This is a genomic window from Pontibacter saemangeumensis (assembly GCF_039541895.1).
GTDB lineage: Bacteria > Bacteroidota > Bacteroidia > Cytophagales > Hymenobacteraceae > Pontibacter > Pontibacter saemangeumensis.
Genome location: NZ_BAABHC010000010.1, coordinates 1 through 25,879, shown reverse-complemented (window position 1 = coordinate 25,879; position 25,879 = coordinate 1). Strand labels below are relative to the sequence as shown.

The 25,879-nt window shown below is 53.4% G+C and carries 25 protein-coding genes; 11 read left to right on the top strand and 14 right to left on the bottom strand.

Annotated elements, in window-relative coordinates:
• Nucleotides 1–137: 137 nt before the first annotated feature.
• A complete protein-coding gene (locus tag ABD920_RS09490) occupies nucleotides 138–1,406 on the bottom strand; it encodes a hypothetical protein (protein ID WP_345158562.1) in 1,269 nt (422 codons plus the stop codon).
• 466 nt (nucleotides 1,407–1,872) lie between these two features.
• Between ABD920_RS09490 and ABD920_RS09485 the strand changes: the two genes are divergently transcribed.
• The 5 genes from ABD920_RS09485 (at nucleotide 1,873) to ABD920_RS09465 (ending at nucleotide 6,056) form a co-directional block, all read left to right on the top strand.
• Nucleotides 1,873–2,166, top strand: coding sequence for a hypothetical protein (locus ABD920_RS09485; protein WP_345158560.1), 294 nt, complete (start codon nucleotides 1,873–1,875; stop codon nucleotides 2,164–2,166).
• A gap of 417 nt (nucleotides 2,167–2,583) precedes the next feature.
• Nucleotides 2,584–3,054 carry a hypothetical protein gene (locus tag ABD920_RS09480; RefSeq protein ID WP_345158559.1) on the top strand — a complete coding sequence of 157 codons (471 nt, stop codon included), beginning with the start codon at nucleotides 2,584–2,586 and terminating at the stop codon, nucleotides 3,052–3,054.
• Nucleotides 3,055–3,209: 155 nt separating this feature from the next.
• Nucleotides 3,210–4,727, top strand: a complete 1,518-nt coding sequence (locus ABD920_RS09475) for a sensor histidine kinase (RefSeq protein WP_345158557.1) — start codon at nucleotides 3,210–3,212, stop codon at nucleotides 4,725–4,727.
• Between the two features lie 54 nt (nucleotides 4,728–4,781).
• The gene (locus ABD920_RS09470) at nucleotides 4,782–5,465 is read left to right on the top strand and encodes a LytR/AlgR family response regulator transcription factor (protein ID WP_345158555.1); all 684 of its coding nucleotides are present in this window, start codon (nucleotides 4,782–4,784) and stop codon (nucleotides 5,463–5,465) included.
• Between the two features lie 186 nt (nucleotides 5,466–5,651).
• On the top strand, nucleotides 5,652–6,056 hold the full coding sequence (locus tag ABD920_RS09465; protein WP_345158553.1) for a CorA family divalent cation transporter: 405 nt from the start codon (nucleotides 5,652–5,654) through the stop codon (nucleotides 6,054–6,056).
• 111 nt (nucleotides 6,057–6,167) lie between these two features.
• Here ABD920_RS09465 and ABD920_RS09460 read toward each other — a convergent pair whose 3' ends face one another.
• The 5 genes from ABD920_RS09460 to ABD920_RS09440 form a co-directional block, all read right to left on the bottom strand.
• On the bottom strand, nucleotides 6,168–7,910 hold the full coding sequence (locus ABD920_RS09460; protein WP_345158551.1) for an amino acid permease: 1,743 nt from the start codon (nucleotides 7,908–7,910) through the stop codon (nucleotides 6,168–6,170).
• A 9-nt stretch (nucleotides 7,911–7,919) separates the two neighbouring features.
• Nucleotides 7,920–9,023 carry a lysylphosphatidylglycerol synthase transmembrane domain-containing protein gene (locus tag ABD920_RS09455; protein ID WP_345158550.1) on the bottom strand — a complete coding sequence of 368 codons (1,104 nt, stop codon included), beginning with the start codon at nucleotides 9,021–9,023 and terminating at the stop codon, nucleotides 7,920–7,922.
• 2 nt (nucleotides 9,024–9,025) lie between these two features.
• Nucleotides 9,026–10,963 (bottom strand): KUP/HAK/KT family potassium transporter, encoded by a 1,938-nt coding sequence (locus ABD920_RS09450; RefSeq protein WP_345158548.1) that lies wholly within the window; start codon nucleotides 10,961–10,963, stop codon nucleotides 9,026–9,028.
• A 61-nt stretch (nucleotides 10,964–11,024) separates the two neighbouring features.
• Nucleotides 11,025–11,678, bottom strand: coding sequence for a DedA family protein (locus tag ABD920_RS09445; RefSeq protein WP_345158547.1), 654 nt, complete (start codon nucleotides 11,676–11,678; stop codon nucleotides 11,025–11,027).
• Between the two features lie 101 nt (nucleotides 11,679–11,779).
• Nucleotides 11,780–12,106 (bottom strand): hypothetical protein, encoded by a 327-nt coding sequence (locus ABD920_RS09440; protein ID WP_345158545.1) that lies wholly within the window; start codon nucleotides 12,104–12,106, stop codon nucleotides 11,780–11,782.
• Nucleotides 12,107–13,273: 1,167 nt separating this feature from the next.
• Here ABD920_RS09440 and ABD920_RS09435 point away from each other — a divergent pair.
• The 3 genes from ABD920_RS09435 (at nucleotide 13,274) to ABD920_RS09425 (ending at nucleotide 18,253) form a co-directional block, all read left to right on the top strand.
• On the top strand, nucleotides 13,274–15,679 hold the full coding sequence (locus ABD920_RS09435) for a TonB-dependent receptor (protein ID WP_345158543.1): 2,406 nt from the start codon (nucleotides 13,274–13,276) through the stop codon (nucleotides 15,677–15,679).
• A 30-nt stretch (nucleotides 15,680–15,709) separates the two neighbouring features.
• The gene (locus tag ABD920_RS09430; RefSeq protein ID WP_345158541.1) at nucleotides 15,710–16,933 is read left to right on the top strand and encodes a DUF4374 domain-containing protein; all 1,224 of its coding nucleotides are present in this window, start codon (nucleotides 15,710–15,712) and stop codon (nucleotides 16,931–16,933) included.
• Nucleotides 16,934–17,017: 84 nt separating this feature from the next.
• Entirely contained in the window at nucleotides 17,018–18,253 is a 1,236-nt protein-coding gene (locus tag ABD920_RS09425) for a PepSY-associated TM helix domain-containing protein (RefSeq protein WP_345158540.1), read from the top strand.
• Nucleotides 18,254–18,523: 270 nt separating this feature from the next.
• Here the strand turns inward: ABD920_RS09425 and ABD920_RS09420 are convergent, their stop codons facing one another.
• From ABD920_RS09420 to ABD920_RS09410, 3 genes are all read right to left on the bottom strand, one after another.
• A complete protein-coding gene (locus tag ABD920_RS09420; RefSeq protein ID WP_345158539.1) occupies nucleotides 18,524–19,387 on the bottom strand; it encodes a polysaccharide deacetylase family protein in 864 nt (287 codons plus the stop codon).
• Nucleotides 19,388–19,545: 158 nt separating this feature from the next.
• Nucleotides 19,546–20,415, bottom strand: a complete 870-nt coding sequence (locus tag ABD920_RS09415) for an amidohydrolase family protein (protein ID WP_345158537.1) — start codon at nucleotides 20,413–20,415, stop codon at nucleotides 19,546–19,548.
• A gap of 70 nt (nucleotides 20,416–20,485) precedes the next feature.
• Nucleotides 20,486–20,815: a hypothetical protein gene (locus ABD920_RS09410; RefSeq protein ID WP_345158536.1), complete on the bottom strand. Its 330-nt coding sequence runs from the start codon at nucleotides 20,813–20,815 to the stop codon at nucleotides 20,486–20,488.
• A gap of 232 nt (nucleotides 20,816–21,047) precedes the next feature.
• Between ABD920_RS09410 and ABD920_RS09405 the strand changes: the two genes are divergently transcribed.
• A complete protein-coding gene (locus ABD920_RS09405) occupies nucleotides 21,048–21,458 on the top strand; it encodes a hypothetical protein (protein ID WP_345158535.1) in 411 nt (136 codons plus the stop codon).
• A gap of 69 nt (nucleotides 21,459–21,527) precedes the next feature.
• Here the strand turns inward: ABD920_RS09405 and ABD920_RS09400 are convergent, their stop codons facing one another.
• The 5 genes from ABD920_RS09400 to ABD920_RS09380 all read right to left on the bottom strand — a co-directional run bounded on the left by ABD920_RS09400 (nucleotide 21,528) and on the right by ABD920_RS09380 (nucleotide 24,255).
• Entirely contained in the window at nucleotides 21,528–21,716 is a 189-nt protein-coding gene (locus tag ABD920_RS09400; protein WP_345158533.1) for a heme NO-binding domain-containing protein, read from the bottom strand.
• Nucleotides 21,713–21,853 carry a hypothetical protein gene (locus ABD920_RS09395; RefSeq protein ID WP_345158531.1) on the bottom strand — a complete coding sequence of 47 codons (141 nt, stop codon included), beginning with the start codon at nucleotides 21,851–21,853 and terminating at the stop codon, nucleotides 21,713–21,715. Before ABD920_RS09395 ends, ABD920_RS09400 begins: the two co-directional genes overlap by 4 nt.
• A 39-nt stretch (nucleotides 21,854–21,892) precedes the next feature.
• Entirely contained in the window at nucleotides 21,893–22,276 is a 384-nt protein-coding gene (locus ABD920_RS09390) for a hypothetical protein (protein WP_345158530.1), read from the bottom strand.
• Between the two features lie 85 nt (nucleotides 22,277–22,361).
• Nucleotides 22,362–23,150: a hypothetical protein gene (locus ABD920_RS09385; RefSeq protein WP_345158529.1), complete on the bottom strand. Its 789-nt coding sequence runs from the start codon at nucleotides 23,148–23,150 to the stop codon at nucleotides 22,362–22,364.
• 301 nt (nucleotides 23,151–23,451) lie between these two features.
• Nucleotides 23,452–24,255, bottom strand: coding sequence for a helix-turn-helix domain-containing protein (locus ABD920_RS09380; RefSeq protein WP_345158528.1), 804 nt, complete (start codon nucleotides 24,253–24,255; stop codon nucleotides 23,452–23,454).
• A 385-nt stretch (nucleotides 24,256–24,640) separates the two neighbouring features.
• On the opposite strand from ABD920_RS09380, the gene ABD920_RS09375 reads away from it, so the two are divergent.
• Both ABD920_RS09375 and ABD920_RS09370 read left to right on the top strand, forming a co-directional pair.
• Nucleotides 24,641–25,069 (top strand): YbjN domain-containing protein, encoded by a 429-nt coding sequence (locus ABD920_RS09375; protein WP_345158527.1) that lies wholly within the window; start codon nucleotides 24,641–24,643, stop codon nucleotides 25,067–25,069.
• Nucleotides 25,056–25,784 (top strand): PspA/IM30 family protein, encoded by a 729-nt coding sequence (locus ABD920_RS09370; protein WP_345158525.1) that lies wholly within the window; start codon nucleotides 25,056–25,058, stop codon nucleotides 25,782–25,784. The genes ABD920_RS09375 and ABD920_RS09370 overlap by 14 nt, the downstream gene beginning before the upstream one ends.
• Nucleotides 25,785–25,879 lie beyond the last annotated feature (95 nt).

Here is a 25,879-nt window from a genome sequence, read left to right as displayed (position 1 = left end):
GCATGGGGAGGATTAGCGCCTCCCTTTGTTGTTAATCGCTTTCTGCCGGAAGGTTACTGACAGCATACCTTTGACGGCGCGAGGGAAGGTATTGGAAGAAGTCTCTCACAACCGGAGAGACCTCCTATGCCTTTGGCTTATCGGAACCTCTTGCTTATTAGCCGGTACTGCCTCATTTCTTTTCTTAGATAGGCTTCCTGGTTGTTCAGGTAATCATGGTAAGATTGGAACGTATAACCTTCAGCCTTCATCGAGGAGATGAAAGAGAGGCTGAACCTGGTAGTATCTTTCCCTTCCAGGAGCTCAGCACCCAAGTTTCCTAAAAATTCTTTTGCATTGAAAGTTGTTTCCTCCGGAGAAAGGTATACATACCATTGTGCGTTCAGGTCAGACTCCCTGGGCTCCCACATCATCTCGTAGGACATTGGGCCGTCCTCTTCAAACTCAATCCCAAAGTTATCGAACTCGGCCCGCGTGACGGTAAAATCAGCCTTGGCCAGCATGTCCACCTCAGTGGGGACGGTTGTACCGGCATAGCCGTATGAATGCCGGGAGCCTTCGGCGTCATCATAGCTCAGACCCAATTCGAACTCCTCAATGACGGTGGAAGGATAGAGCAGATTGTAGTCATCACCAGGCATGCTAGTGTGGGCATAGAGCAACAGCTGCTTACTGTAGTCGCCAGCTTTGGCGTACCCCCATAGGAACGCGGTGATGGCGTCCACGCCGGGCGGCTTGTTGAACATGTGTCTCTCTGCTGTGATTGCCTCTGAAAAGTCCACATGTGTCTCCTCTGTCCCGGCTTCTGCGAAGATGTACTTCCCCGTGTTGGGCAGCAGCAGGTAGGTTAAGTCAGACGGCAGCAGCCTGTCATATTTCATAGTCAGATTGTCACGATGGAAATCTCCCTCATATCTATTGGTTCCCTCGGATGAAAATCTATGGCGCTTAATGTCAGTAACATTGGAGTAATGCACCGTGCTCACCTGCGTTTCCCCCTGCACTGTGCGGGTACGATAATCTTTGACATGCCAGTTGTTCGGGTTCACCTGGACGTAAGTCTTCATAGTGTACTTGCCTGTGGCCGGGTCTGAGTAGACGGTGGTCACATCGAATTTCGTTTTATCGGACTTCACCACTAAGTTATGATGGGTCCTTGCCGCAATCAGGGTGTCGAGCAGAATGATGCTGTCGTTTAGTGACAGAATCAGCTCAAAGTCCTCAATCCCCTCCGGACGAGGGTCGTATCTGAAGCTGAATGCAACCTCTTTGGCTTCGGTCTCCGGGTCAGGTTCGCCAGGCACCGGCACTTCCGGTTCAGGCTGGGGCACCGGAAGCTCCTTGTCATCTTTGCAGGAGGCCAGGGTGAGGAAGCACAGGAGGGGCAGCAGGTATAATTTCTTCATTGTACAGGAATATTTTTTGTCATTCCCGGAAATACGAACATACCTATATATAGTTTTATTATATAGTAACGGCTCGGGTATATACTCCTCTATGGTGTCTGATTGGGAGGAGTCTGGGCCATCGTTCTGTATGCATGTTACAAAAGGGAAGAAAATGACTTTCAAAGGAGGCTATATTTTAAGAATACCATTATTTTTTTAACCTGCCCATGTTGCAAATCGCCCTTTAAATTTCAATTATTTCAGCCCGAAAAATGCGTTTCTCCCGCATAATAGGATTTTGGATAAATAATCACCGGCTAAATCCCATGTTACAAACGGCGGTGTGATTACCTTGTGTTACTGGGGATATAGCTGCATTTTCGTACTGCCCGCGGTGCCTGTTGCAGGAGTGTAGCCATGAAGACGAGTAGCATGTGATCAACAAAACCGGCGTGTCCCGACACGCAGGAAACGGCAAGGAGCCATGAACGAAGAAACCACCCCCCCGGCACAAGACGACCCCTTTTCTACCCCTCGCCCGTGCGGGGGCTCCCTGAACCGCCCTTTCGACGCGGCCCCGCTGCTGCGGGCGGTGATGGCCGACGACGGCCCCTCGGGCCTGGCCGAGTCCCTGGACCAGGCCTACACGACCCTGGCCGAGTACCTGGCCGGCGACCCGGGCACGGCCGGGGAGCGCTATGCCCATGCCCTGTACGACCTGCGCCGGGTGCGGAACGCCCTGCTGCAGGGCGGCGGCTGGCTCCGGCTGAAGGGCTGATCAAACGATAAAAGCCGCCGCGCGTATGTCTTCTTCGCCCGCTCCCGATCCCCAATAGGCGAACCTGCGATGTGCTTCCACGCCTTCCACTGCCTCCCCGTGCCGGGCGAGTCGCGCTGGTGTGACAGCGCGGACGGTTCCTGGTTATGCTTTCTGAGATGGGCTGCAGCAGGGCGCTTTACCACCTGGAGAGCCTCCAGCCAAAGGGAGTAATCCCAAGTGGCGGTTCCTCCGGCGCAACGGGTGCGCCCGCCACGCTTATTGGGAGGCTCCCTCAGAGGCAAACAGGCGGATGCCCACTCCCTGTCCTTTTCATCACTTTTTTCGCCGTGTCCGTCACATTTAGTTTAGGTTGTGCCGATCCATCCTTAACCTTGCTTCCGAAACGTCCATATACACTATAAAACGATGACCGCTATGAGAACTCACAGCCTGTGGCGATGGCTTCCCGCGCGCACCAGGAGGCGCAGGACAAGCTTCGGCCTTGTTGTCCTCCTGCTCACTGCCGCCGCGCTCACGGCCGCGGGCCGCCTTTCAAACTCGCGGCCTCAGGGCTGTGTTCACCAACCTGTCCCTGAAAGGCTGTCCCTTTACACGGACGGCCCGTGGCGGTGGGAGGCCGTGACAGGCTTGCCTACTCCCCCTCACCTCCTAACCGGCACGAACCCGGCACGTGCCCGGAACGATGGCCGGGGGGCGGCGCGCCTGCAGCGGCCCGCCCCCGTTCCCCGGGAGGATCTTGACTATAACAGCATGGGGTATCGCTTGCTGGGCGAGATCGTTAACAGGGTGGCGTGGGTGCTATACAGCGACTATATCGGCCGCACCGACGGATACAGGCAACAGGAATGCTGTTTGGGCGAGGCGCTGGCCAGGAGGGAGCCATAGGGGCGGTAACGCACAGGCTTTTATATCCTCTTTGGAAGGGAAGCATATTCCCGCCGCCCATGCGCCTGTGCAGGGTCCCCCTGCTTTCTCTGTCCCGCGCTTTCAGGCTTCCATCCTATTTTTTATCCCTCATTTCTTTAAACGATCATTGCCCTATGCATGACCTTGCTCTAAAAAACTTTATCGAGAAGCCTTATGAACAGCATAAGGTGGAATTCTGGGCCGCCACCGCCATCTTCGTTTTCGCGGTGTTCTCCCTTTCGACCGCTGACCTTCCGAACGAGGCGCTGTTTGAGGAGGCGGGGATCCCCTTTCACTATTACAAGCATTACTTCGTCCCCCAGCTGATGCGGTACGCCTTGCTTTACCTGGCTTTTTTGCTGCTGAACTTCGTGGTGGCCCCAAGGCTGATGCGGAAGGAGCGGCTGTTCCTGAATGTCTTGCTGATCTTGCTGACCTTCCTGGCCATGGGATCGGTGATCGGGGTGCTCGACACATATTCCAAAGGCTACCTCTTCCGGGAGTACCGCACGGTGCAGCAGACCTACGACTTCCTCTTCCAGGGCAGTTTCCACCGCGCCTTCTGGCTGTTGCTCATGTTCGGGCTGTATTGGGTGATCAAGTCCTCCGGGCTCTACCTGCTTTCTAACTCGGCCGACATTCAGGAAAGGTATAGGATGATCACAAGGGACGGCCTTGTCGCCTTTGTGCTGTGGATGGTGAGCATGTTCCTGCTCTTGATGGTCAATGCCGACGGAGAGCTGGTTGTGTTCTGGGGGGTGCTGTCCCTCTGTGGGATAGCCCTGTACTGCTACTCCTTCCATTCCCTGCTGCCTAAAGCGCTCAGCAGGAAGCACCCGTTCAGGGACTATGCGCTGAGATCCGCCTTGCTGCTGGCCCTGTCCTTTTTGCCCGTAGCCGTTTTGGTGCTGCTGCTGACCCACCAGGAGGACAGCGCCTTTGGCTTCAGCGTGTTTAACGTTGCCTTCCAGCTGCTCATCACCGTGCCGCTTTCCTGGGTGCTGTTCAAGCGCCACCTGAAGGGGGACCAGGAGCTGCGCGTGCTGAAGAAGGAGCTGGGCCGGTCCAACGCGAACCTGGACTTCCTCCGCTCCCAGATCAACCCACACTTCCTCTTTAACGCCCTCAACACCCTCTACGGCACGGCCCTGCAGGAGAGTAGCGAGCGCACCGCCCAGGGCATCCAGATGCTCGGCGACATGATGCGCTTCATGCTGCACGAGAACCACCAGCAGAAGATACTGCTCGCGCGCGAGATCGCGTATATGCGCAACTACATCGAGCTGCAGATGCTGCGCACCTCCACCTCGCCGGACATCGTGATCCAGACCGGGATAGCGGAGGTGGTGGGCGATGCGCATATTGCGCCGATGCTGCTTATCCCCTTTGTGGAGAACGCCTTCAAGCACGGGATCAGCCTGCAGCAGAAGTCCTGGATCAGGGTAACCTTGCATTGCGAGCAAAACAAGCTGTACTTTGATGTCTACAACAGCACCCACCCCAGACAGGGGCAGGACCCGGAGAAAGACACGCCGGGGATAGGGCTGGAGAACGTGAGGCAGCGCCTGGCCCTGCTCTACCCGGGAAGGCATGAGCTGGCCATCCGGGAGACGCCCGCGGAATTCTTCGTGCACCTGACGCTCCAGCTGTGAGCGGGCAGGGGCATGTGGCGTGTTGGAGGAAAGAGCAACTGACGAGCGTATAGCATGAAGGCAATAGCGATAGACGATGAACCGATGGCGCTGGAGGTGGTACGGTCCCTGGCGGCCAAAGTGCCTTTCCTGGAACTGGTGGCCTGCTTCACAGATGCTTTCAAAGCGCTTGACTACCTGCAGAACGAGCCGGTGGACCTGCTTTTCCTGGACATCAAGATGCCCGACATCTCCGGGCTGGAGTTCGTGGCCAGCCTGCAGCGAAAGCCGCTGGTGGTTTTCACCACCGCCTACTCTGAGCATGCCGTCACCAGCTTTGAGCTGGATGCCATCGATTATTTGCTCAAGCCCTTCTCGCTGGCCAGGTTCGTGAAGGCCTGCAACAAGGCGCAGGAGCTGTTTCAGCTGCGGGGCAACCCCGCTGTCCCCAGGGATTACCTTTTCCTGAAGGTCGGTTTCGAGCAGGTGAAAGTACACTATGAGGAGATTCTCTACCTCGAGGCGGCGGGCAATTACGTGACCTTCGTGCTGGAAGGGAAAAAGCTGCTGTCGCGGGTGACCCTTGGCGAGCTAAGCGAATCACTGCCTGCCGAGCGGTTTGTCCGCCTGCACCGCTCTTATATAGTCGCCAGGGAAAAGATAGACAGGATAGAGCGCCACCAGGTGTCCATCAGGGGCAACTGTGTGCCTGTCGGAGCGTCTTATCTGCAGCTGCTTCAGTCCATGTGCCCTGTTTAGGGTCACCTGACCGAATGCCTCACTTCCCTGCCTCCGCGTGGTAAGGGGGATTTCACCTTTTGTTACGCAATATTGTCCCGGAAACGTGGGGCTCCTGAATTGTAAGCGGGGATTGAATCTTAAAAATTGTATGCAACACAACTAGTGTGATGGGCTGGCCCCTTAATGCTTAGGTAGCGTTATTCCGTGCCGCAGCAACAGATCCTCCAGCACCTCCGCCTTGCTGTGCGCCGCCACCTCCTGCCCCTCTATGGGCTCCTGCAGGTCCACCCACACGCTTTTACCCCGTCCCCCCGCCTCCAGCGCTGCCGGATTTTTCTCCCAGTGCTGCTCGCTGCCTTTTATGTAGAAGCTCTGATCAACAACTCCCTCTCGCTCTCCTCGCAGAAGACCAACGAGGTGATGCGGGTGCTTACTGTTTTCTCGGCCTTTTTCCTGCCGCGCACCTTTATCGTGGGCGTCTACGGGATGAACTTCAACTTCATGCCCGAGCTGGGGAAGACGCGGGGGTACCCGGCGGTGCTGGCCGTGATAGGGATGGTGACGCTGGCTATCTACCTGTCGTTCCGCAGGAAGGGCTGGCTGTCGTAGCGCAACTCTCCCTGGCATGTGGGAAGCCGGTGCCCCATCACGCCGCTTCTAACCGGCAAGTCTGTCGCAGCAAAACAGGAAAATTTATCCGGCTTTTCAAGGGATGTACAACTACGCCTCCACGGATGTTGATTTACGCAGCTTGCTGTTGCGGTACCCGTAAGCGAAATAGATGACAAGGCCGAGCGCCAGCCACGCCAGGAAGCGGCTCCAGTTGGTGATGCCCAGCTCCGACATCAGGTACAGGTTGGTGAGCAGGCCCAACACCGGAATCAGGGACAGGTTTCTGGTGAAGGTAAGCACCGTCATCACGGCTACTACCAGCAGGAAGCCATAAAGGGGCAGCTTGTGCCGGAAAACGGTCCAGCCCCCCTCGGTGCTGAAAAAAGAAGCGACTGCCTGCCCGTTATATATAAACAATAGCGCGGCGGCAGCGAAAACAACCATAGGCAACGTGAACTTCCCATTGATGTAAGGCACCCGGAATCCCCTGTTGGGCGCGGAGGCGGCCTGCCTTTGGTCCAGCACGAGAATGCCGCCGCAAACCAGTACGAAAGCAAACAGGGTGCCGATGCTGGTCAGGTCCGTCACTTCTGTCAGGTTCATGAAAAGGGCGGGCACCGCCACCACAACCCCTGTTACAATGGTGGCAAAGTAGGGTGTCTTGTGCTTTGGGTGGATGCGGGAGAAAGCCCCCGGAAGCAGGCCGTCACGGCTCATGGACATCCAGATGCGCGGCTGCCCGTACTGGAACACCAGCAGCACGCTGGCCATGGCAATAATGGCGCTCACGGCCACAATGCCCGCGATAAAGTCGAGGTTCACGCGGGAGAACACGAAAGCAAGCGGATCGCCGACGGCCAGCTCGCCGTAAGGCACCATCCCCGTCAGGACCAGGGCCAGCACCACATACAGCACCGTGCAGATGATCAGGGAAAAAACCATGGCGCGCGGCAGGTCCCGCTGCGGGTTCTCGCATTCCTCTGCCGTGGTGGAGATGGCATCGAAGCCGATGTAGGCGAAGAACACGGCGGATACGCCTTTCAGAATGCCCGTGAAGCCGTTGGGGGCAAAAGGCGTCCAGTTGTCCGTGTCCACATAAAAGGCACCCACTGCGATGACGAGCAGGAGCACGACCAGCTTAAGCAGCACCAGCAGGTTGGCCGTGCGCTTCGATTCCCGGATGCCGATGTACACCAGGTACGTGATGAGCACCGTGATACCCAATGCCGGTAGATCGGCCACCAGCCGGACGCTGCCCAGGGCAGGGGCCTGCTGCCAGGCCGTGTACGCCTGCTGCATACCCGCCGGCAAGGTGGCAAACGCTTGCCCCTTGGCCAGCATCCCCTGCGCCGCCTCGTATCCGCGGGTGGCACTCAGGTAATCCATCGTCAGGTACTCCGGCATGCCCAGCCCCACGCCCCGCAGCACCGCTGTAAAGTAGTCTGACCAGGAAATGGCCACCGCGATGTTGCCGATGGCATACTCCATTAGTAAGTCCCAGCCGATGATCCAGGCAACCAGCTCCCCGAAGGAAGCATAGGCATAGGTGTAGGCACTGCCTGAAACGGGGATGGAGGAGGCAAACTGGGCATAGCACAGCGCAGAGAATCCGCAGGCGATGGCCGTAAAGATGAAAAGCAGCGCCACACCCGGCCCGCCGGCCGCGCTGGCGTTGCCGATCGTGCCGAAGATACCGGCCCCAATGATCGCCGCTATCCCGAAGGAAACCAGGTCTTTCAGGCGGAGCGTGCGCACCAGGCCGGTCCCCTGGATGTGGCCGTCCCTGTCATAGTCCGCCTGCAGGTCCGTGATGCTCTTGCGGCGGGTGAGTTTCCGTAGAGTGTTGCTCATATGCTGTTTCTATGTAGTCTGCGTTTCGGTGGGATTGGGCAAAGGTAACAGCGGCTGTGGGGAGGCTTCCTCCTTCTCCCCGCGGAACACAAGGGCTGCCCAGCGGGGGAAAACGAAGGCCCCCACCACCAGGTAGAGGTAATAGGTAAGGAGCCGGTAGAGCAGGATCACGATGGTGGTGAAGCTGCCTATAAACACGCCGAAAAAGACCGGGAAGGCAATCTCGGCAAAACCCGCGGCCCCGGGTGTGACCGAGACGAACAGCACGATCTTATAGATAAGGTTTCGGGAAAAGATAACGATGTGATCGTGCAGGGCCAGGTCGGCGAAGGCGGCGATCAGGCAGCCGATGATAAGGTAGCGCGCCGTCCAGACAAAGGCAGTGGAGACGGATGCGTGCAGCCAATAGCTCCTGCCCTTGGTGCGCAGGTGCCCGGAGGAGACCAAAAGCTCGTTTGCATGGCGAAACAGGGAAGCCCGCCACCTGCGGAGCGCCCTGCGCCGCCCCACCCAGATAAGCAGGCGCTTCACGGCGGCAGGGTTCACCAGCAAGGCATAGGCCATGGTGCAGGCGTAAACAGCGATCAGCAGGTAAGAAAGAACGAAGGCCCCTTTCAGGCTTTGCAGCAAAGTACCGCCCGCGCCCGCTATCTCAGGCAGCAGTTGCCCCTGCATCACAAGCACCACCACCGGCACGGCAAGCAGAAAATAAAAGTTATCGAGCATGGCTGTCACCAACACCTGGGCAATGGACTTGCCCAGCGGGATGCCCTCTTTGTACAGCAGGTAAGAGGCAACGGTAGAGCCGCCGGCCACCGAAGGCAGGGCGCAGGAGGCGAACTCCCAGAGCATGATCACCCGGAAACTCTGCTTCCAGCCCAGTGCCTTTTCAGTGATATACCGGATGCGGTAGATGTAGCCGAAATCCCGGACAAAGAGCACCAGAAAGGACATGCCCAACCAGAACGGGCTCGCCTGCAGCAGCGTCTGCAAATGGCCCGGCTCGTAACTCCGGTACAGCATGTAGCCGACCACGCCCAGCCCGAGCACCACCGGGAGAATGAGCTTCCGGACTGAAAACTTTGCCGTGATTTGTTCCCTTGTCAGTGCCATGCTTATCCTGGAATGCGTTTGAGGTCCGGCAGCTTCACCGGCCTGATCACCAAAGGCACTTTCTCCACCTTCACAGAGCTGGTGTCCAGCCCGAACCACTTCGTTTCGGAGGTGGCGAACTCCTTTATATTGAAATACCACTGCATGATCACCCTTTTATTAAGGGGAAGGTCGTTCTCCACGGAAAGGTATTTCTCCAGCACCACAAACCTGAAATCCCCGATCATCTGCTGCCTGCTCAGCGAAGGGTAACGGCTGGTGATGTCCACTTCCCCGTTGCTCACCAGTTCTTCCACCACTTTCCGGAAGAACAGGTTGATGCGCTGCTCCACCCGGAACCCCAGCCTGAAGTCAATCCGGATCACGTCTCCCTCGGCGATATGCCGCACTTTGTATTCGGAGGTATAGGGGGCGTCAGTCGTCTCCACATGGATGAACCAGTAGATATCCGCGCGCTTGGGCCGCTTTTGGAAAATGGAGTAGATCACCTTCGACTCTATTTTTTTAGGATCGGGCGCGCTGGTCATAAACACGAGGTGGGTGGTGTACTTCGGCACGGTTTCATCGGCGCTCAGTTCCTGCAGCGCGGGCAGGTAATGCTTCAGCCGCACATACTCTGTCAGGCTGTGCTTGATGTAGAAGGCGCTGATCCATATATACATCACCGACAGCAGCAGGAAGCCGATCAACATCGACACCCAGCCACCGTGCTGGAACTTGCTTAGGTTCGCGATCAGGAAAGCGATTTCAATGGAGAGGTAAACCACCAGGAATAGCTTTGACAGCAAGTGGGATTTGAACCGGGTATAGAGGTAAGAAGCCATCAGCAGGGTGGTGGAGAGCATGGCGGCGGTGATGGCCAGCCCGTATGCTGCTTCCATATGCGCTGACTCCCTGAAATAAAGCACCACGCCTACGCAGCCTATCCAAAGCAGCCAGTTAACGCTCGGTATATATAACTGACCCTTCAGGTTAGTGGGGTACACCAGCTGCACACGGGGCCACAGGTTCAGCCGGATGGCTTCGCTGATAAGCGTGAAGGAACCCGAGATCAACGCCTGGCTGGCGATGATGGCGGCAATGGTGGCGACGGTGATACCCGCCAGCAGGAACCAATCGGGCATCAGGTGGTAGAAAGGGTTGCCGACCAGGTGCTTTCCTTCCTGCGTCATGAGCCAGGCGCCCTGCCCCAGGTAGTTGAGCAGGAGACTGCTCTTCACAAATATCCAGCTCAGCCGGATGTTCAGTCGGCCGCAGTGGCCCAAATCAGAATATAGCGCCTCTGCCCCAGTGGTACACAAAAACACGGCGCCCAGCAGCCAGAACCCGTTCGGGTAGCTTACAAGCAACTCATAGGCATAAGCTGGGTTGAAGGCTCTCAGGATCTCCGGATGTTGGACAACCGAGGACGCCCCGAGAACGCTCAGCATCGTGAACCAGAGCAGCATCACAGGCCCGAAGGCCTTGCCGACGATCTCAGTACCGAAGCTCTGCATCAGGAACAGGCCAGAGAGAATGGCCAGCACAATGGGAACCGTCGGGATGTCCGGGTAGATAATGCGGAGCCCCTCGACGGCGGACGAGATGGAGATGGGAGGCGTAATGATGCCGTCTGCCAGCAGCGCCGCGCCACCCACCATCGCAGGCACAATAAGCCACGCCGCCCGCCGGCGGATCAGGGTGTACAGCGAAAAGATGCCGCCTTCCCCGTTGTTGTCGGCCTGCAGGGTGAGCAGCACGTATTTAACGGTTGTCTGAAGCGTCAGCGTCCAGAAAACGCAGGAGATCCCGCCATAGACCAACGTTTCGGATATCAGCGCATCCCCCACAATAGCCTTCATCACGTACAGCGGCGAGGTGCCGATGTCCCCGTAGATGATGCCCAGCGAGATTAACAAACCCGCTGTGGTGACAGCAGGCGACTTGGTTGGAAAGCTCATATGCCAGTTACCAATATTATGTTTTTTTAAAGCCGTCTGTACCAGGGGGAGGCAGAAGGAGCTAAAGCTGTTTCCTGGTGCTTATGCGCTGCCTGAGCAACGTAATCACGGGCGGGAGCAGCGATATGCCGATGATGCCCAGCACGAGCAGCGAAAAGTTCTTCCTTACCACCGGCAGGTTGCCAAACGAGTACCCAATCAGGATGAAGAACACCACCCACAGCACCGCGCCTATTACATTGAAAAACAGGAACCTTTTATAGTCCATGTTGCCCATGCCGGCCACAAAGGGAGCGAACGTGCGCACGATCGGGATGAAGCGGGCATAGATGATGGTGCGCCCGCCGTAGCGTTCGTAAAACACCTCTGCCTGCTGCAAATGGGCCTGCCTCAGGAACCAATAGTCCTTGTCGTAGAGCCTGCCGCCAAGCCTGTTGCCCGTGTAGTAGTTGAAGGAGTCGCCCAGCACCGCCGCAATACAGAGCAGCAGCACCAGCAGCACGACGCTCAGACCCGATGACGGGATGGCCGCCAGCGCGCCCAGGGCAAACAGTAGTGAGTCGCCGGGCAGAAAAGGCGTCACCACCAACCCCGTTTCACAAAAGATGATGAGGAATAAAATCAGGTATATCCAGGTTTTATATTCCCGCAGCAGGTCCACCAGATATAAATCAATATGCAATATAAAATCAATCAGTTGCTGTATCAGCTCCATGCTTGCAACCCGTTTAAGGACAGGAAAAACAAAAACAGTTAAGCGCATGCGTTCTTTAGGTTAAAGAACACATGCGCTGTGCTTTGAAATAATAAAGGGGCTTAAGGGCCTTTTGTCAGGATCGTGTGCAGGTGGTCTGTCCTGGAGAAGGCGTAAAAAGCCGGAACAGCGGGGGAAATGGCAGATTGCGGGTAAACCTGTTGGAGCAGGGTCCGAAACAGCCGGCTAAGCAGCACATTGTCCAGTTGCAGCACGCCTTTGGTGTCACCTGACGATACTTCGCCGGCGGTGAGTACAAAGGATGCATCATCAGCAACGCTAAGTGTTTGCTTTGCAACCTTGGAGGGTGCAGGATTGGTAACAACGGGCAGGGCGAAAGTCAGCACAGCACACAGCAGAATTGCCAGCAGGGCAGACAGCTTCCTCAAAAAAGATGCACCTATTGTTATCATGCAGCAAAGGAAGAGGGCACCGTGCTATAAAGCAACAATTTAAGTTTAATTATTTTTACTATCCAGACACTTTTCCAGAGCGAACCACCGCGCACAAAGCGTGGATATATAGGGGAAAAGAGGAAGCCAGGGCCGAGGCAATACCTGCACCATGCCATGTCGGTGCCAGGGTCAGCATGTGGAGCATGGCTGGGTTAGCATGATTCGGTCACGCGGGCGTGCAGAGAAGGCCCTTTTCGCGTTTTAGCACCTCTTTCCCTGCTTGGCAAAGCCTGCCAGAGTGGTCCTACTGTGTGGAACGGGTTGTTCGAAGGCACTGGGTGTGACGTTGCTTCCCGTTCATCAGTTGCGTTCATCATTTGCCATGGCGCCTGTAGGGGAGATGGTATCCCACCTTCATTGTCTCAAGCATATACATGCCCGTTCCCGCACCGGCAACCAAAACAGGAGGAGCACAAAAGGGAAGAGAAACAGCAAGCCAGAAGCTTAGGCATATAAGCCGGCAAGCCCTATGGCTTGTCTTCGTCCGCCGCCAGTTGCCAGCACAGCCAGCAGAGGAGGGCGGTCGCTATGAGGGAGGCAGACCAAAGAAAAAAATCCATATACCAATATAAGTGTATGCAGACGAATAAAACGCCCTTGGCGCGCGCTCACCGGCACGGCTTCAGGGAGCAGACACGGGCAGGAAGCCTTGGCCTGGCACTTTCCACCGCTCCAGTGCGTGCTGCTTATCATAAAAGCTGTTATGGACGTTATGGATAAGCCTATTGATGCTCTCAGTACCAAAGGGCATGTATATAGCAACAGCGGGAAAGCGCCTTTACCCTAAAAGCCGCCTAAACAGGATAAAGTTTCTTTTGAAACCCAGATGCCCGCTTCCTGAATAGAAGACAGGCACTTATTGTGGGGTCTGCTTCTCCTTGCCTCTGTCAGGTTCTAGATATTGAGCCATCAGACGCTATGGAAACTGCTCACTGCACAATCCCTATGGCTTATCTATGAAAGCGTCTCTTCAGCAAATTGTCAGTATCTCTATGGTACAATCTATGGCTTTATTTATAATTGATCTAAATAATTTTTCCTCCTTTCTATTAATCTTCTATATTTGTGACAATTTAAAATCAATCTAAATAGCAACTGGCTTTGCTTCAGCAAGAAAAAAACATCAAGGCGCTTTTCGTCTTTCTGGCGCTCGTCTGTCTCAGCGGGGCGGTCTGGGGGCAGAGCTTGGAGAAGGCAAGTATATCCGGGAAAGTGAGCGCGTCGTCAGGGGAAGCGTTGGCTGGTGTTACGGTGGTGCTCCGAGAGTCAAACACGGCCACCATGACAGACGCAAAGGGCCGTTTTGAGTTCCTAGTCATCTCACCTGGCAGCCATGTGCTGGTAGCCAGTTATTTGGGGTACGAGGCACAGGAGAAGACTATCCAGCTAGAGCCTTCGCAGCAGGTAGAGGTCAACTTTAGCCTTCTGCAGAAGTCTTTTGAAGTAGAAGGTGTGGAGGTAATCGGTAAGTCCGCCACCCGCCAGGTGAACGAGCAGCCCTATGCCGTCACCGCCGTCTCCACCAAAGAAATCCTGAACAGCACCTCAGACGCAAAGGAGGTGCTGAACCGTGTGTCTGGCGTGAAAGTGCTGGAAGAAGGGGGGCTAGGCTCCAATGCAAGCTTTACGCTGAACGGTTTTACGGGAGACCAGGTGAAGTTTTTCCTGGACGGCATCCCGATGGACAACTTTGCCTCATCCCTGCAGCTTAGTGACATACCTGTTAACACCATCGAAAGAATAGAGGTGTATAAAGGGGTGGTACCGGTATGGCTGGGCACCGATGCCCTGGGCGGGGCGGTTAACATCATCACAAACAAAAAGAGCAGGTTCCTCGACGCCTCCTATTCGGTTGGGTCATTCAACACGCACCGCCTGTCGCTCAACGGGGCCTACACAAATCCCTCCAGCGGCTTCACCTTCCGGGGGAACGTCAACTACAACTACTCTGACAATAACTACAAGGTCTGGGTGCCGATCAAAGAGGGGAACAACATTGTCGATACAGCAGAGGTGGAGCGGTTCCACGACCGCTATAGCTCCGGCACCCTGATGCTGGAGACAGGCTGGACAGATCGGAAATTTGCCGACAACCTCCTGCTGGGTGTCATCGCGTCCGGCAACGACAAGCAGGTGCAGACGGGGGCCACCATGAGCAGTGTATATGGCGGCATCACCCAAAACAGCCGATCTGTGGTGCCAACGCTGAAGTACAGCAAGGATAACCTGTTTGTAGAGGGATTGAACATCAGCCTGTACAGCGCCTACAACTACTCGAAGAGTGAAGTGGTTGATACGCTGAGCGGGGTTACCTACAATTGGCTGGGAGAGCCCACCTATATACCTGGTTCCAGGGACGGTGAACTGTCCCGGACGCACGCCACCCTGGATGATGATGACTTCAACAGCCAATTCAATGCTGGCTATGCCTTGAATCCAGTACATTCACTGGCCCTCAATTACTCCTTGTCCTACTTCAACCGGGAGATCTTCGACTCGGAGAACCCAGACAGAATCGAGAACCGGTTCCCGAAGGCACTGAACAAGCAGGTGCTGGGGCTTGCCTATAAAATTGACCCTTCGGACAAGTGGAGCACCACGCTTTTCGGCAAGTTTTACCGCCTCAGGGCAGAGACCAGCAAGCTGTATGACTTTGCAAAGGAGACGCAGCGGGTAGAGGCGCTGGAAACCAGCAAACAAAGCATGGGCTATGGCCTGGCGAGCTCTTACTTCCTGCTCCCCGGCCTTCAGGTCAAAGCCTCGTACGAACACACTTACCGGATGCCCTGGGCCACGGAGATTTTCGGCGACGGGTTGTTCATTCAGCCCAACCCTGACCTGGGGCCGGAGCAAAGCGATAACCTGAATGCCGGGGCAGCCTATGGGTTCAAGCTCGGCGGGGGCCATGAGTTTAACCTGGAGAGCAGCTTTATCTACCGGGATTCAAAAGACCTTATCTACCAGGTAGTGAGGGTAGCCAGCCCGGAGACTTATTACGACAACCTGAGCGACACACGAACCGTGGGTGTGGAGGGAAGCCTTCGGTACTCCTGGAGAGAAACCCTGCGCCTGGGCGGGGGCTTTACCTTCCAGGACGTCACCGATGAGGCTGATTTTGTCTATAATGAGTCCTACACCAGCACCGGCTACCAGACAAATTACCAAAAGGGGTACCGCTTGCCGAACATCCCTTACCTGTTCGGTAACGCGACAGCCGGGCTCACACTCAGAAACATCCTCCTGAATGAGTCTGTCTGGGGCATCAACTACTACTACAACTATGTAGAGCAGTATTTCCTGAGCTGGGCGGAGCTTGGCTCCAAAGACAGAAAGAAGGTTATCCCCAGCCAGTCGGCTCATAACCTGGAACTCTCCCTGAGCTTAAAGCAGGGGAAGTATAACATCTCCGCTGAATGCCGCAACCTGACCGATGCGCGGCTTTACGATAAATATTATCTGCAGAAACCGGGGCGTGCCTTTTACCTGAAACTCAGGTACGTCCTTTAACTATTACAAATTAAAATCAAAGCAATTCGTATGACTTTACCGAATATCACAAGACGACTGGCACTGCCCGTTCTGAGCCTTTTTGCAACGCTATTATTCACATCCTGTGACGACGACAAGCAAAATGAACCTGATCCTGTTGCACAGGATAGCCAGTTTGTCGTTTCGCTTGCCGTACAGGGGAGCGATGGCGGCTTCACATACTATACCGTGCCGTTTGATGACGTCATGACCGGCTCCCTTTCTGCCGTGGGGCAGGGTATTGAGCAGCCGGGCTACTATGACTTTACACAGATAGACAATACCCTTTACAGCATAGGCGGGCTGGATGACGTGAATGTGGTGGGCATCACCAAAAATGCGGCGGGGGAGTTAACCCAACTGGGCAACGTTTCTTTTACCAACAGCCTTTCCGACATTGTGAAGGCGGATGACAACACGCTTGTGGCGCTGGAACTGTCGTCTGCTTCGGATATGGTAAAGTTTCATACCATCAACGCCAACACGGTGACGGTGGCCAGTACCAAGCAGCATCCGGTTTCAGACATAACGGACCTCGAGGCTCCGTCTTATTCCGGCATGGCCATCAGCGGCAACCACCTCTTCCTGAGCTATTACATCAGCGACCCGACGACCTTTGCGACTCCTTACACCGACAAGGCGCAGATCGCGGTTTACTCTTACCCGGAGTTGGAGTTCCAGAAGGTGATCGAGGACGACCGCACGGGTCCGATTGGCGGGTTTAACACAAAATCAGGTTTGACAAAAGACGAAAAAGGAGATGTCTACGCCCTGTCGCACTCCAACCCGGCCAACGGGTACAGCCAGACGACCAAGGAGGGCGGCATCCTGCGCATCAAAAGCGGTGAGACAGCATTCGATCCATCTTACTTTTTTGATGTGGAGGAAGCCACTGGCGGTAAAACCATAGCGCACCTGATGTACCTGGGTAATGGAAAAGCGTTTGCCGAGATAAACACGGCGGACAGCGAGCAGCAGGCCCGTTGGACTGACAGCCCCTTGAAATCGGCTATCATTGACCTGTATGACAACACGGTCACATACATCGAGGGAATGCCCGAGCACGCGGGAAACGGCCGCAGGCTGGCGGCTTTGCATGAGGGGAACTATGTCTATATGGCCATCCCGGAAGGCAATGGCATTTATGTGTACAGGATAGACACTGAGAACCATACCGCCACGAAAGGCGCTGAAGTGCAGGCCAACTTTGTGGCAGGAATCTCCAAGCTTTAGCACCCGGAAATATAAAAACACCGGCTCCGTCCACCCATGGTGGGGCCGGTGCTGTTTCCTTTACCAACTACGTTTCAGTTAAAGATGAAAAGCAAGAAGCATAGCAGCAAGAGCGCTTTCAGGAGAGCCAACGACTGGCTGCACCTTTGGCTGGGCCTTGCCTCCGGGATCGTGGTGTTCATTGTCAGCATCACGGGTTGTTTCTATGCTTTTCAGCAGGAAATAAAGGATGCCCTGGAACCATGGCGCTTCGTAGAGGTGCAGGACAAGCCATTTGTGCCGCCGAGCCAACTGCTGGACACGGCCCGGGTTTATATGCCGGACGCCACACCCACCGGGCTTACCTACAGCAATGCAGAAGGCGCCGCCGCCGTAGGGTATGAGGGCTCTGAAGAGGGGGAGCATGGTTTTACGGCTGTTTTCCTGAATCCTTATACTGGAGAATTCTTGAAAAAGCAGCAGTCGAAAGGGGAAAGCGAGTTTGACTTTTTCCGTTTCATCATAGACGGCCACCGCGCGCTCTGGCTACCATATAAGATAGGCCGCCCGATAGTAGGGGTGGGTACGCTGATTTTTGTTGTGCTGCTCGTGACGGGCCTTGTGATGTGGTGGCCAAAGAAGTGGAACAAGGCCAACATGAGTAGGAGCTTCCGGATCAAGTGGAACGGCAGCTTTAAGCGGGTGAACTATGACCTGCACAATATTTTAGGCTTTTATAGCCTGCTTTTGGCTTTTGTGCTGGCGGTCACGGGGCTGGTCTGGAGCTTTGAGTGGTTTGGCAACTCCCTTTACTATATAACTTCAGGTGGTGAGGCCAAGGCAGGGCACCATCACCCGCATTCAGACATTTCGAAGGCAGGCCTGCTTGCCAACGGCACTGTTTCCGCGCTTGACAAGGCATGGTTCAAAACCTTGGCCCAGGAACCGGATGCGCAAGGGTTTTATATGACGCCTGAACTGCATGACAGGGAAGATGCGATTGAGATAATAGCGTATCAGGACCACGGCTCCTGGTATAACCGCAATGAGTATTACTATGACCAATATACCCTGGAGCCTTATCGTGTGAAGGGGGATCGGTACTCGGAGGCAGACCTCGCGGACCAGTTGGTTATGCTCAACTATGACATCCACATCGGGGCCGTGTGGGGGCTGCCGGGTAAAATACTGGCCTTTTTTGTAAGCTTGATCTGTGCCAGCCTGCCTATAACAGGCTTCCTGGTATGGTGGAACAAAAAGGGAAAGCCAAGAAAAAAGTCTGCTTCGGTCGGAGGTTATCGAAGGAAGAGCACTACAGAAACGGGCATTGCTACAGCTTGACCCAATTTTAAACAAATGGATTGGGGAATGTGCACTCATGGCTGTAGCTGGGCAGCAAACAAGAAAAAGGCTCCTCATCCCGGGAAGCCTTCCTTGTTCTATAGCGGTAGTTCTGTTTACCACGACCGACTGTAAAGCGAGGTAACGTCCATTGAAGAAAGCAGGGGCTTTCTCTATGGACGCAAAGTATCGGTTTTGTAATTGATCGGCAGAAAGCTGTTACAGCCTTGTTTTATTCTGTTGTTATGCACTGTTTTTTTGTTTTATAGGTCAGTACAATACACTTTTAATTTCTTTCCATGTTATTAGTTGAATCCCATTGTCTATGATCTTTTGCTTACACTTCTGACTTGTAAAATAGTCATAATCAATCTGTCTCCACTCAGATCCGAAATTTGGATGCTCAATAGTAACTCCTTGCATTTCCTGAGTATCAAAAGCGGGATGAATTAAAACAATGTTGACCCCTTCTACTAGTTTGTCGAGCGATGAATCATAAAAATCGTAAAGCCCACCATTCTTGAAAACTTCATAATCGCCTAAGACAACGTTATCTATGACGAAATCCCTTTCATTCAAACATTGATCAGCATTCAAGCCACAATCTTCTATTAGTTGCCTGTTTAAAAATACAGGTAATTTATATTCAGCCCCAATCTCTTTATAAGCTTCTAAGAACTCACTCTTCAATCCTAAGGTGTACATATGAGAATCTAAATGTGTTGGGTTTAAACCCAAATCATATGCCTTCTCGATCTGAGCATGGAGCTCTCTCTTAACATCTTCAGCAGTAGCATGTTTCTTAAAGTCATCTCTACTGCTATAAAAATTCCCTTGCGAATTTACCAGACTGGGGACTTCCGTTTTAGACAAAATCGGTCCCCATTTATAGTTCTTCCACTCACAAGTCAGGGTTAAATGAACCCCATAATCGAACTCATCTTTTTCTAAAGCAAAATCAGCTACCTCCTTAAACCAAGGGCATGTGGTCATGATACTGTAGGAATTAACAGTGCCAGCTTTAAGGGCTGCAATTGTAGCTGAATTTTCTGCATGAGACAAGCCCGCATCATCAGCATGGATAATCAGTAATTTCGTGCCTTTCGAAAGGCCTAATTTTGTTAGTGCGTCCATTTGTTTTTTGTGCATAAGGGCCTCGCATATGGCTTGTGGCGGTTTTGAAGCACTTCAATATCCACACGAGCCGACCTTTGCTAAGAGCCGAAAACCTTGTATGAAGCAGTTCACCTGTCATAGGGTATGTGCATTGTTAGCTACTGCCTTCTAATGATTTAGCTCTTCTCCGATTTCCTGAAGAATCGTTCAGCGTTCTGATGATACAACTTTCTTTTTTGAGCTTTTGACAAAAAATCAATTGATTCCACAGCGTTCATCACTTTGATTATATCCCCATTGTCTGTACCAAACATGAGACGATCTTCAAGCCCTGCGTCTATAGATGCTTTCATTATTGTAGAAAACTTCTCTGGAGGCACCATATCTGGGTTAGAAATAACGGAGATATCAGTATAGACCAGTTCATTATCTTTCATAATACTGATCGCTTCTTTATAATACTGATCTCCGCTGTGCATAATCCAAACTTTTAGCTTTGGAAAGCGAGACAACAGTGGTTTCAATAACAAAGGGTTTCCCATTTCCATTTCAAAGTTTGGACTGCCATGATCTGGTCCTGCACCACCCGTATGAATCCCTACAGGTAAATTATATTTCAGTGCCAAGGTATAATAAGGATACAGTGAAGAATCAGAAGGCGAAATTCCATAATATTGATTTAAAATCTCACCGAAGTAGTCGATCCTCTTTTCCATAATTTGTTGTTCTACCCAGCTAATGGAAGGCCACTCTTCACCTGTTTCAAAACAGCTTTGCAAGCTGTATGGTACTTTCCCATTTGCACAGGGGAACATCAGTCCATACAGCAAGCTGATATTAGAAAAGTCTCTGTATCTATTTTGTAAGTCCCATGAGGTACTAATTGCAGCTTTGTAAACACCAGCCTCTTGTAGTGCAAGAACCTGTGATGAAGGGCCCTCACTGCCATGAAGGTGTACGTCAAAAATCTTTTGCGAGGAAGATTCAGTTCGGTCTAAAAGCATCATCCCTGACAATAAAACAAATAATATTAATAGTGTTTTCATACATTTATTTTAATAAGGTGCCCACTCGTATGATCCGAAGTAATAGCAGCTAACTTCTACATAACTTCTTTTAAGCAGCTTCTTTTTTAAGTTCAGAGAGCTTTCGCCCCAGGTAAATAAGCTTGTCCTGCTTGTGCTTCTGCTGATGAGCAGTCAGTTCCACAGGTTTAAACCCTTGCTGGCAAGATACCATTCTGTAATAGCTGGTGGCAACCTTGTTCGCTGTTGCACCTATGGCATACCGGGTTCCGCCTCTTGCTTTCATGCGGCGGCAGTAGTCGCCGAGCCAGTTGTCGCTCCGCTGCACGTCATTGGCCGCGTTGCGGAAAGCCTGGCTGACCTGCCACAGACGCTGCGGTTCCTCTTGCGCCTTGGCGAGCAGGAAGGTTGACCCGTGCATGCTGTCATCGTTGAGCGTGTGCAACCTGTATCGAATGCATGCGCCCCGCTAGTGGGGCAGCCAAAGGCAGGGAAGCCCGCTTTGTTCCATGCGCCACAAGCCGGCTTGCCGTATTATATTTCCAACGGCTGCCTTTCGAGGGCGGGGGCTACGGATTTAAACGTAAAGAATTGCAGGTGAGGAGGTTTAAACGCTTATATTTGAAAGTTTGAACATCTAAGAAAAGGGCTGCATGAGAATACACAGCGAACTTGTCAACCTTGACTACAACCCGGCCACCGACGTGCTCACCGTGGAGTGGCCGGACATCCGCGCCTGCCAAGCGGATGAGATCAGCTTGGCCTTGGGGGACATCGTGGGCAACATCCGCAACTTTGGGGTGAGGCGGCTGCTGGTTGACTCCAGGAAAACAGCGGGGGGGATCAGCGACGGGCAGTACGAGAAGGTAACGGCCCGGTTCATCCGGGACATCATCGCTTCCCCCGTGGAGAAGGTGGCCAGGCTGGAGAGCGCGGACGCCGCAAGGGAGGCCCGCCTGGCAGGTCTTGTCAGGGGTTGCAGGATGACGATAGCCTTCCGCAACTTTGCCACCAGGGAGGAGGCCGTCAGGTGGCTGGAGCAGGGAGTCTACAGTTTCCGATGAGCGGCTTCCCAAAGCCCGCTGCCACGCCGGCGCAGCACCGCCGTCCTTGGAACGGGCTCAAGCTAAAGTTCAGCACCGTAGAAAGTCCGCCCTAATCAGCACCCGCTCCTCATCAGCGGGCGTGACACGCGTGACTTCCACCAGGTCGCTTTCGTGAAAATAGCCGGCAATGCCCTTGATGATGCCGACCGCCACCCCTGCCATCCTGCGCTTGGAGTGGTAGTCCACGATCAGCTGCTTTTCCCCTTTCTTTGTCACCAGCCGCCGCGGGGGCCGGTTCTGCCGTCCCCCTTCCTGACCGCCCCGTGCAGGGCCGCCTCGGTGTTCAGGAGCATCTGGTAGGTGCGCCACTCGGGCTGGATGTACTTGCCATAGATGAGCATCAGGTCCGGCACGATGAACTGCCCGTACTGCTCCCCGAAGATGTGCCTGAGCTAGAAGAGCGTCTGCTTACAGGGCCCCTCCTCCGGCTGCCAGGGCAGCGGGTGGTAAAGGTTGTAGAAGTTGCCCACCGCCTTCTGGTAGTGCAGGTGGCTGGGCACGCAGCAGAAGCCGTCAAAACGGCGCACCTTCTTTACCTCCTTGCGCGGCGGGTCCTGGCGAAGTGTCTCCGATGACCAGGGAATCCACAGCTCCACATAGTCTCCCTGGATGGTGGGCTGCCGGCGATGAAGGAAGGCGGCGGCCTGGCTGACGTTGAAGATGAGCTCCTGCTCCTGTTGGGGATCGCGCTCCTCCAGCAGGCGCCCCAGGTGGCTCATTTTCTCATGCAGCAGGCGCATGGCCTGCGGAAGTTGCTCAAAGGTGAAGTTTTCCATAACAGCGTTTTATTGGTTTGTGCTGCAATGGTAGGGGCTTGTTTGGGCGGGTTGCAGGAAGGCTGCGCCCTATCCTGCCTGTATCTTACTGAATGGTATAGTTTTTCTGCGTGCGGACTACGGGAAAGACGGAGTAAGTGCCGTCCGGCTGCTTTCGCACGTCCAGGATAGGAGACTGGCAGGGCTTGGCGTAGGAGGAGATGATGGCGGCCAGGTAGTTAGGCGGCAGGGGACTTTGCTGCTTTCGGTACACATAGGCAAAGTTTGCCGATATCCATGCCTCGAGCTCCCCTTTCAGACAGCCCACGAGGAGGTTGGCCTCGTAGAGCTGTTTGAAGGCGTCGGCCAATTGGTTACCGTTCCCGTGAAAGAGCAGGGGAGAAGAAGGAGATTGGTTCTCCTGCAGGAGGGGCAGTAGCTGCTCCTGGTCCTCCGGGGTGAAATATCCCTTGAAGATTTCAAAGAGCTTCTCCGTTACCCCATGCACAAAGTGAGGATAACCTCTAACAGGCCTGGCAGGGGCGGGTTCAAGCGGGAGCGTATCCTGCTCCTCCGGGGCGGGTAGCAGGGCCGTTACACTCCGGATAAATTTGGCCAGCAAGGATTCCCGTAGCTTGACCGACTCACTTAGGTCATCCACCAGCTCCTCGCGAACCTCTACGTTGGCATGGGCGGGCTGCAGGTGATGCATGACAAACAGGGCAGGCAGGTTCATCTGGTGCAGGTAACCAGCCGGATAGACCTGCCCCTGGTCCAGGGTATGGTTGTGGAAGTTGACCCAAAAGGCCCTGAACCGCTCCTCTATCCCGGTGATTTGCTCCAGGACCACTTGCAGCTGCCTGTGGTGGAGGGAAAGCAGATCGAGTGCGGCCATCTCAGAGAGGAGCCTGAGCTCACTTTCAAAAACAGCGGCCTCGTCATAATGCGTCTCATGCCTGAGGTCGTAGCTGACCTGCCAGTGGACCCACAGCTACTATCCTATGGATCAGGTGGAGCTCAAAGGTATGCAGTCGGGCCAGAAACTTCTTCAGGTGCTTCACGGGGTATGCTTTTCAGGTTGGGGTTGTCTCTCTTAACCCTTTTTTACGATAATCCATATTTCATAAACTAACGTGAGAGCGGTATAGCCTTTATTTTAGCAATAAAGGCTTTCTCTATCAGTAAGAGTAACCATATTAGGAATCTCGTTTGGCCAACTCCTCTACCCGTTGATTTAAGTTTTGTACTACTTGTTGCAGCATGGATAAACGCTCCTCAAGGGATAGGGGTTGCTGCAAGCTTGTGTTATATACACCCCGAACTTCCCATAGCTCCTGCAGTTGTGCGATGGGTACGGTGTTAGCGGCAATACCTGGCTGCTCAGCCACTAGCAGAAGATGCGCCTCTTGAACTGCTAACAGCCTCCTGATAAGGATGTCCTGCCTTGTCACCATTACATACACCCGCCCCTGAACGAGGTTCTCCCGTTGGCTTGTGTCCATGGAGGTTGCGATCACTGTACTTTCAGGGGGTAGCGTGGGCGCCATCTCGGAACCGGTCACTTCGAAGGCGCGCACATGACCTTTTTCAGTCGGCACCACTAACTCGAGTCTTGGCAACTGTTGCTGGTACTCTGCCTGGTTGTGTTGGTGCGCGTAGGCAGTAACTTCCGAGGCTTTCACCAAGGCGACATCACCGGGTAGCCGAACGGGAACTTCTGGCTCTGCTACTTTTATGAGAACATCTCCTTTTTGGTAGTTCTGCTTGAATATATCAAACCTGTAGAGCTCGTTTATAGTGAGTTCTTTGGTAAGCAGGGCATCAATTGAAACACCAAAATGCTTTGCTATCTGTACTAAGGTATCAATCTTTGGCTCTGAACGACCCTCTTCGTAAGCACCAACGCTCGGTCGGGCTAAATTGAACAATTGTGCGAATGCCGCCTGGCTCAGGTTCTTGATCGTGCGGATCTTCTTTATATTCTTTCCAATATACGACATAATAAAAATATAATTGCTAATACTTTGAGCTTTAAATTTATTTTAATATAATTACATCATTAAATCAGACTAAAATACTGTTTATATTTCACAATAGTTCTATAAGTATGAGCAGGTGGGGTAAGTAATAAAACTTTTATCTATATAGGGGATGAACTATAAAGTTTGTTAATTTACGTCTCATTAGCTCAACACAAAGAATAAAAAAGGCTTTATACTTTCTTTCTCAGTTGTCTGCGGGACTTAACCACAAAAGACACTCCGTTCGCTCCTTGATCCTATACCGGCGCTATTGCACCGGATTAAATTATGTAAAAGTTTGTGTGAGCTCCTGCATTTGGCGGTGCCAGTTTATCGTCTAGTTTTTACATCTTAAGTCTAACCCATGGAAAACAACTACTTTATTAAAGTGAAGGGCTACCTGCTCGAACTGGACTTTCAAATCACCTACGAAGATGAGACGGAGTGTGTGTTTGTAGTAGAAAAAGAAAGCCTAGGCGTAAAGAACCTCGTTATCGGCTGCGCGGATCCGCTCCTGATCCTGGAGCAATACATTTTAGAGCTTCCGGAACAGGCTTCTGCTGCTATCTACCGCAGTTTACTGCAAAAGAACCGCGACATTATACATGGTGCCTTCGTGCTCGATGAAACAGGCAGAAAGGTAATCTTCCGGGACACGCTGCAGATCGAAATGTTGGACCTCTGTGAGATTGAAGCCACTTTCAACTCACTGGCCCTGCTCCTGAGCGAATATTCTGATCAGTTAATCAAATTCTCAAAAAACCAAATTGAATACAGCTATGAACATATTTAAGCGCATCTTTAAAATAGGGCAGGCCGAAGCCCACTCTGCTGTAGACCAGCTTGAAAACCCGATTAAGTTAACCGAGCAGGGGATACGCGACATGAAAGAAGACCTGGAGAAAAGCCTGCGTGCCCTGGCCGAAGTGAAAGCCATGGCCATACGTGCCCGCAATGATGCCGAGCAGTACCAGGAGAAAGCCAAAGATTATGAAAACAAGGCAGTGCAACTGTTACAACGAGCTCATAAAGGCGACTTGGATGCATCGGAGGCAGACCGTTTGGCAGGCGAGACATTGATGAAGAAAGAGGAGAACCTGAAGCAAGCGGCACAGGCGAAGGATGATAAAGAGAAGTTTGAGCAGTCGGTTTCGCAGCTGGATGCCAGTGTGAAAAACCTGCGTGGTGCCATCAGCAAGTGGGAAAACGAATTGAAGACGCTTAAAAGCAGGGTAACGGTGAGCAACGCAACCAAAACAATCAATAAGCAGCTGGCCCAAATCGACTCATCGAGCACGGTAACATTGCTGGAGCGCATGAAGGAAAAAGTAGCCGTGGAGGAAGCCTTGGCAGAATCTTATGGTGAGATTGCCAACGAAAGCCGCTCAGTAGATGAGGAGATCGACAAAGCCCTGCAGAATAGTGATGCCCGCAAAGCGTCTGACGATGTGGCAGCCTTGAAAGCGAAACTCGGCCTGACACAGGTACAGGCTCCGGCACAAGAGTAAGTTTAGCTGACTTGAGGCTGTAAAACTAACTGTGTCAAAGGTTCTTGAGTAATACCTTTAACGCAGCTAACATGGAAGAGAAAAACGAGCTGGAT

Coding starts and splice junctions, on each gene's coding strand:
- ABD920_RS09490 (WP_345158562.1), bottom strand. CDS start 1,406: ATGAAGAAATTATACCTGCTGCCCCTCCTGTGCTTCCTCACCCTGGCC.
- ABD920_RS09485 (WP_345158560.1), top strand. CDS start 1,873: ATGAACGAAGAAACCACCCCCCCGGCACAAGACGACCCCTTTTCTACC.
- ABD920_RS09480 (WP_345158559.1), top strand. CDS start 2,584: ATGAGAACTCACAGCCTGTGGCGATGGCTTCCCGCGCGCACCAGGAGG.
- ABD920_RS09475 (WP_345158557.1), top strand. CDS start 3,210: ATGCATGACCTTGCTCTAAAAAACTTTATCGAGAAGCCTTATGAACAG.
- ABD920_RS09470 (WP_345158555.1), top strand. CDS start 4,782: ATGAAGGCAATAGCGATAGACGATGAACCGATGGCGCTGGAGGTGGTA.
- ABD920_RS09460 (WP_345158551.1), bottom strand. CDS start 7,910: ATGAGCAACACTCTACGGAAACTCACCCGCCGCAAGAGCATCACGGAC.
- ABD920_RS09455 (WP_345158550.1), bottom strand. CDS start 9,023: ATGGCACTGACAAGGGAACAAATCACGGCAAAGTTTTCAGTCCGGAAG.
- ABD920_RS09450 (WP_345158548.1), bottom strand. CDS start 10,963: ATGAGCTTTCCAACCAAGTCGCCTGCTGTCACCACAGCGGGTTTGTTA.
- ABD920_RS09445 (WP_345158547.1), bottom strand. CDS start 11,678: ATGGAGCTGATACAGCAACTGATTGATTTTATATTGCATATTGATTTA.
- ABD920_RS09430 (WP_345158541.1), top strand. CDS start 15,710: ATGACTTTACCGAATATCACAAGACGACTGGCACTGCCCGTTCTGAGC.
- ABD920_RS09425 (WP_345158540.1), top strand. CDS start 17,018: ATGAAAAGCAAGAAGCATAGCAGCAAGAGCGCTTTCAGGAGAGCCAAC.
- ABD920_RS09420 (WP_345158539.1), bottom strand. CDS start 19,387: ATGGACGCACTAACAAAATTAGGCCTTTCGAAAGGCACGAAATTACTG.
- ABD920_RS09415 (WP_345158537.1), bottom strand. CDS start 20,415: ATGAAAACACTATTAATATTATTTGTTTTATTGTCAGGGATGATGCTT.
- ABD920_RS09410 (WP_345158536.1), bottom strand. CDS start 20,815: ATGCACGGGTCAACCTTCCTGCTCGCCAAGGCGCAAGAGGAACCGCAG.
- ABD920_RS09405 (WP_345158535.1), top strand. CDS start 21,048: ATGAGAATACACAGCGAACTTGTCAACCTTGACTACAACCCGGCCACC.
- ABD920_RS09390 (WP_345158530.1), bottom strand. CDS start 22,276: ATGGAAAACTTCACCTTTGAGCAACTTCCGCAGGCCATGCGCCTGCTG.
- ABD920_RS09385 (WP_345158529.1), bottom strand. CDS start 23,150: ATGGCCGCACTCGATCTGCTTTCCCTCCACCACAGGCAGCTGCAAGTG.
- ABD920_RS09380 (WP_345158528.1), bottom strand. CDS start 24,255: ATGTCGTATATTGGAAAGAATATAAAGAAGATCCGCACGATCAAGAAC.
- ABD920_RS09375 (WP_345158527.1), top strand. CDS start 24,641: ATGGAAAACAACTACTTTATTAAAGTGAAGGGCTACCTGCTCGAACTG.
- ABD920_RS09370 (WP_345158525.1), top strand. CDS start 25,056: ATGAACATATTTAAGCGCATCTTTAAAATAGGGCAGGCCGAAGCCCAC.